The 6,431-nt window shown below is 31.5% G+C and carries 2 protein-coding genes; both read left to right on the forward strand.

What is annotated here, in order from left to right; genetic code table 11:
* On the forward strand, positions 1 to 267 hold a 267-nt coding region (locus I1A51_RS17515), incomplete at its 5' end, for a hypothetical protein (RefSeq protein ID WP_231374070.1).
* 9 nt (positions 268 to 276) lie between these two features.
* A partial coding sequence (locus I1A51_RS17520) for an RHS repeat protein (protein ID WP_196896234.1) occupies positions 277 to 6,431 on the forward strand: 6,155 nt, incomplete at its 3' end.

Here is a 6,431-nt window from a genome sequence, read left to right on the forward strand (position 1 = left end):
GATGTTAGAATTTTGAAAAAGTCATATCATATTTTAAAACAGGTTATGTATGATAGAAGAGTAGTTTCGTTTAGCGGTACTACTGATTTGTCTGATTTGAGTATTCCGAGAGTAGAGATTTTATACACGAATTATAAGACGTTTCCTCGCGGAACATTTAAAGATCGATTTTTATTATCGAATTATATAAAGAAGACACAAGCGAAACTGGAAGTTTCAGATTCTTATAAAGACTATGAATTAATAATGCAAAATATTAGAAATTAAAATATTGCAATGAAAGATAAATTTTATTTTAAAAAAGTCGGCATTTTATATTTATTAATTTGCTTTCTTTCTTTGGGTTCATATGCTCAAATAAATGTAGATTCATCGGAGGTAGTTTATACTTGGGATGAGTTAGTAAATGATATAGGAGATCAAACGATTTCTATAGAAAATAAAACGATTATTGGAGGATATCAAAATATGGATCAGTTTGGTTCTACTTTGTTATTACATTTTTATTTAGAAGATATTGCATCTGTAAAATCTCCAATTCAAGCGACGATTAATTTTGAGACATCGACTTTTACTCATTTATTTGGGGAGAATGTTTCACAAGATTATACACCAGAACCTTTTGAATTAGTTTATGATCCTACCAATACAGAAGCAGAGCAAAAAGAGGAGATTGTTCTTCGCTTTGAAGATGTATTTGGCTTGGAGTTAAACTTAGGAGATTTAGTAACAACCACGGAATATTCGGATAGGTTACGATTAAAGATTTCGTTTACAAGTAAAGGATACTCAGAAGTTCCTTTAGATTTAAACACAAGTTCTTATGGATCAATAAGTGTTGTATATCCTTCAGTTTCAGTTACAGAAGGAGCTTTAGTTTCAGAGAATAAAATAGGGTTTTATTTCAAAGAAATAGCAGGAGCAAAATCATATGAAATAGAATGGACTTATGTAGATAATTACAAGATTGATGATGTAGATTATAACTCTAGTTATTCAGCTTCTACAATTGATTTTACGAAAGATGATTTTAATAGAAACAGTACAAGAGTTTCAGTAGATAGGTCTTATTTAAGAAAAAATGGAACATCTTCATCAAGTAGATTGGTATATCAAATTCCGATGACTTTCAAAAGAGGATATATTATTGCAAGATATCGTGGAGTTGGAATTTGGGAAGAGAATCCAGATAAGCTAAAATATACAGATTGGATTTCATTAAGTGGAAATACAAATCCACAACATGTGTCAGATTGGGGGAAATTATATATTTCAGAAGCAATGGCACATGAGAATCGTAAGAACTGGCAATCTCAAACATCATTTGCAGAAGATGGAAAACAGAAGACAGTTGTAAAATATGCAGATGGATCGATGCGATCTCGTCAAACAGTCACAAGAATTAATACCTCTAATAATATTGTTGTAGGAGAGACAATTTATGATGTGGAAGGACGTCCGGCAGTCTCAATTTTGCCAGTTCCTGTAAATGATTCACAGATTAAGTATCAGAATAATTTTAATAAAAATTCTAATGAAAAATCTTTTAGTTATAAAGATTTTGAACAAGTTGATACATCGAGTGAAGATTGTGAAGTAGAGATCTCAGGATTATATACCGATTCAGGAGCCGCAAAATATTATTCACCAAATAATGATATGGATCCTTCTAAGGAGTATAATAAGATGATTCCAGATTCAAGAAAAGATGGTACTGGGAAAGAAGGATATCCTTTTATTCAAACGAAATATACATCTGATAATACAGGAAGAATTGATAAAAGAGGAGGTGTAGGGTATACTTATCAATTAGGAAATGAGCATGAGACTGTATATTTATATGGAGTTCCTACAAAAGAAGAATTAACAAGATTATTTGGAGTATCTGAGGTAGGAAATATTAAAAGATATCAAAAAAATTCTGTAATTGATCCAAATGGACAAATCAGTGTAACTTATGTAGATCCTTATGGAAGAACTATTGCTACAGCATTGTCAGGAGTTCCTAGTAATCAGAATTTATTACCTTTAGAAGATACGAGTAATATCGGAGCAATCGAGCATAATTTATTAGGAAAAGAGCATCCGGATGACACAGATACAGCATTGGATTTAAATGAGAAATATACTTCGGGATATTTTGGGAATTTAGTAGATGGATTAAATCATAATTCAGTAAAGATTGTTACTGTAAAAGGAGAGTCTCAAGGATTGGGTTATGAGTTTAGAAATTCATTTTATACAGATGATTGTGCCGTTGGAGTTAAATATCCTTTTGTATATGATTTAAGAATTTCTGTTCTTGATGATTGTGGTGTAGAACAAACAGGTACAGATTCTGGATTTACAACACAAATTGGAGATGTAAATCAAGCATCCGAAGTATCTTATTCTAAGAGTTTTGAATTTGAATTACCAGTTGGAGAATATAATATTTCAAAGACATTAAAGGTCAATGAGGTAGCTTTAGAGCAATTAGCAGATAAATATATTGCGTATTTAAAGGAGAATGAGGGGAGTGAGGAATTCGGACCATTTTGTGTTTTTAGAGAGCCAGATTTTGGCTTTGCAGATTGTTTTACTTCTTGTGAAGAATGTGTGGATGCTCTAGGAGGTGAGTCTGATTATATTCAAGCTGAATTGTCGGAGTATACAGATTTGACAAGTGCAGAGCAGACGTATTTGGTAGAGCAATTAAAGGATGAATATTTACTTTTAATAGAAGCTTGTAATAAACCATGTGAGGAGAGCGATTCTGTTTTTTCAAATGATATAGATGTTTCACAAGGAGGAGCAGTAAGTACGATTGCATGTGAATTAAGCTTAGAGAGTTTAACCTCAGATATGAGTCCTTCGGGGAAATATGGATTATTTGAGACTAATTCAACGATTTTTGATGTTTCAGATATTGAAGATCAAGCTTCTAATCCAACAGGTCCAGATGTTGCTGATTCTGCGGAAGATACAGAGCAGATATTTTTAAATATTTTTAGAGACCGAGCAGAGAGTCAGTTTCCAGATTTAAGAGGATATGGAGAGGATATAAGTTGGCGTTATCCAAGATGGTATGAAGCAGATGATAATACAACAACAGAGAATCATTATTATGATTTAGATCAGAGTACTATTTCTAAAGTTCGAATTAAGAAGAATGCAGATGGGAGTTATACTCCAGCAATTTTAGCTCAAGATGGTGAATTAGGAAGTTTCACAATTGAGCCAGATCCATATGATTCAGCATATTATTTTATAGAGCCACAATTTTTAGCTAATGTGGATGATTTCTTATCGGAGTGGAAAAGTTCGTGGAGTTTGTCTTTAATTAAATACCATCCAGAGTTTAGATTTTTTGAATTTGAATTAGGATTATGTGGATTGAGAAAAGAAGTAACAATTGGAGAAGCTACATATGATTATAGTCCATCAAGTTATTTGAATTTTCTGAATACAGTAAATACTTATGAAGATGCATTGAGTTATGGATTATTATCTTCACCATTTAAATTAATGGAGCAAGATCCATTTTTCTCAGGAACTTTACCAAATATTCCAGCAGGATTAGAGTTAAATCATATAAATTTAATCAAAGAAGGATACAATGATCCGAGTGTAAATGGAAACGGATACCAAGGAACAGAGGTTTCTATGTTATGGCAAGCTTATCAGTTAGCTACATGTAATAATATAGACTGTGATTTTAGTACTCAAAGTTTATCAAATGCTCAGATTTTAGCAGATATTCAAACGGGAGATTATACCGAAGAGCAAAAAGATGCTTTCTGGCATCATTATCGAGGAAATTATGCTTCTTTAAGAAATACAATTCAAACGATTGCCACACATTTATATGCTTATTCATTTGATGGACATAATAGATGTATTGGAGAGCTTCCAGAGTCGACAGATTTGACAAGTCCTTTATCAAAATATGCGAATAAGTATCCACTTCCAAGTATTACTAACGAGAATGGAATTACTCCACTTTGTAATTTACCACAAGATATTAAAGATGCTTTAGCAACCAAAGATAAGGTATACCATCAGATAGATAATTTATATGATTCTTCAGAGGATAGTGAGAATCCGAATGCGGATAGTGAATTATATCAAGAGATAAAAGATCAGGCGGATTATGCTTATTTTCAAGAGACCGGGAAGTGTCCTAAATCAAGAGATTTAGAAGTATTTTTAAATGGATTTTTTGATTGGAAAAGTCCAAATATAAATGAGAATACAAAATATACAGGAAACTATTTAACACCTGATTTATTAATTGATTTTATCACATCTTCAATAGGAAATAACGATAATAGTTCTTTAGAGAATTATGAAGATTTAGCAGGTTTTGTAACACCTTTATGGTTGAATAGTACAGTTGTTGATTTAAATAATAGAGTTTTAGATTTAGAGTTTTTTAAAGGTTCTATTATCAATTCAAATATTGAACCAGTTAGATTAATTCTACCAGAAGGAGGAGATGGTCTTACTTGGGATACTTATGGAAGTGTTTGGACAATTGATAGTTTTAAACATTTATATTATGATGGATTTGAGTATGTGTCAGGAGTTCCTGCAGCGAAGCCATTTCATTTTAAAGTAATTGCAGTTATCACCATTAATGGAGTTAGTACAGAGGTTTTATTAGAAGGGGCGACAAAAGGAAAGATTGGAGAATGTCATGGAAGTTCTACTGATTCAGAGGTTATAACTCATGGAGATGATTTAAGCGATGGAGGAGTTTCTTATTATGATTGTGAAGAAAATCCAGATGATTGTCCTTGTTTAGCAGAGGATAATGATTTAGATGTGTGGGATGGAGAAGAAGTTAAGACATATAGATATGTATGTAAAACAGGAATACTTGAAACAGAAGGATTTCCGACATCAACGCATAAGATGTTACAAGAGATCTTTAATAATTATCAAAATAATGTTCCAATCATTTATAATAATTATCCTGAGATTAAAGCCTTTGAGATAGAGAATAATATAATAGATATTATTCAATCTAAGATTGAATCAACAATTAATAGTGTAATTACAACAGATTATACGGTTAGTTTTGATTTTGATATTATTGTAACTAGCAGTTCAGTGAAAGTTGTAAGAAATGCTACTATTACGACAAATAATGATACTTGGACTATCCCTTTTAGTTATAATTTATTAGAATCAGATGGAGTATCTTTCCCATCGATAGATTTAACTGATGTGACAGGTTTAGATGGAAATCATGTAGTTTTATATACAGCAGGAGATAATTATGAGGTTTATCAAGTAATTGATTTTATAATCGATGGAGAAGTTGTTACAAATGATGAGTTTAAAACATCAATTACAATCACAGAGGATGTAGGTATTTGTATTGAAGATGGAGAAATTATTCGATTTAATCCAAATGTATATGGAACAAAGACGAAACTTAGAGATTGTGTTTCTATAGGTCAATTTTATTATTTATCTACACAAACCGAAGGATATTTTACTTTCCATCAAGATTGTGAGGCTGTGTATCATGAGAATATTTCCACTTTAGCAAGAACTAGTTCTAGTCGATTAGCAATTCCTGATCCAGCAGACGAAGAAGAGGAAGAGGATTGTGATTGTTTACCTGTCGCAACAGAGCCAATTGCATGTAGCGAAGAAGTTTATAAGACTTATCTAAATATTTATACGGATTTTATCAGATATAATCCAGATAATGCACCATATGAGCCTTATTCATATGAACATTTTTGTTCTAATAATTTTGCTTATAATTTATTGAGTTATAAAAATTATATTGAATCATTTAATATTGATTCTATTGATCATCCGTTGTTTATTTCAATTTCTGAATTCTCAGCAACTGCATTAGGAGTTGGTTATGTGGAACTTGTAAATGGAGAGTTAATAACACTTCAGACAAAAGTTGATGAGTATACTTCACTGACAAAAGGAATTCTTTATAATGAAGGAATTTTAGCGTTTACTTTAGGAGAATTTCCACAAGAATATCAATCTTGGCATAATTTCATTTCTTCTTATGTTAGTGATCAAAGTGAGATTAGAGATATGTGTATTTCAGGGATTAAAGTTAGTGTTGATCCAGAGATAGAAGTTGAGATGGAAGTTCCTTGTTATAATTTAAAATACGAACTTTCACAAACATATACGCAACTTGCAAAAGATAGATTCTATGAAGAAAAACGTTTTGAGTTTATTCAAAATTATTTAGAAGCAGCAGTTGATAATTCTGTAGAGAATTTTATTTTTAAAGCAGGAGATCAGGAGTATCAATATACGTTATATCACTATGATAGAGCAGGAAATCTTGTAAGAACAACGCCACCAGAAGGAGTGAAACTTCGTGAGCAGCCATATAATTTAGAGACAACTTATAAATATAATTCTTTAAATCAATTAGTATGGCAAAGTACTCCAGATGGAGG

Origin of the sequence: Aureivirga marina (assembly GCF_015767265.1) — a bacterium.
GTDB classification, from domain to species: domain Bacteria; phylum Bacteroidota; class Bacteroidia; order Flavobacteriales; family Flavobacteriaceae; genus Aureivirga; species Aureivirga marina.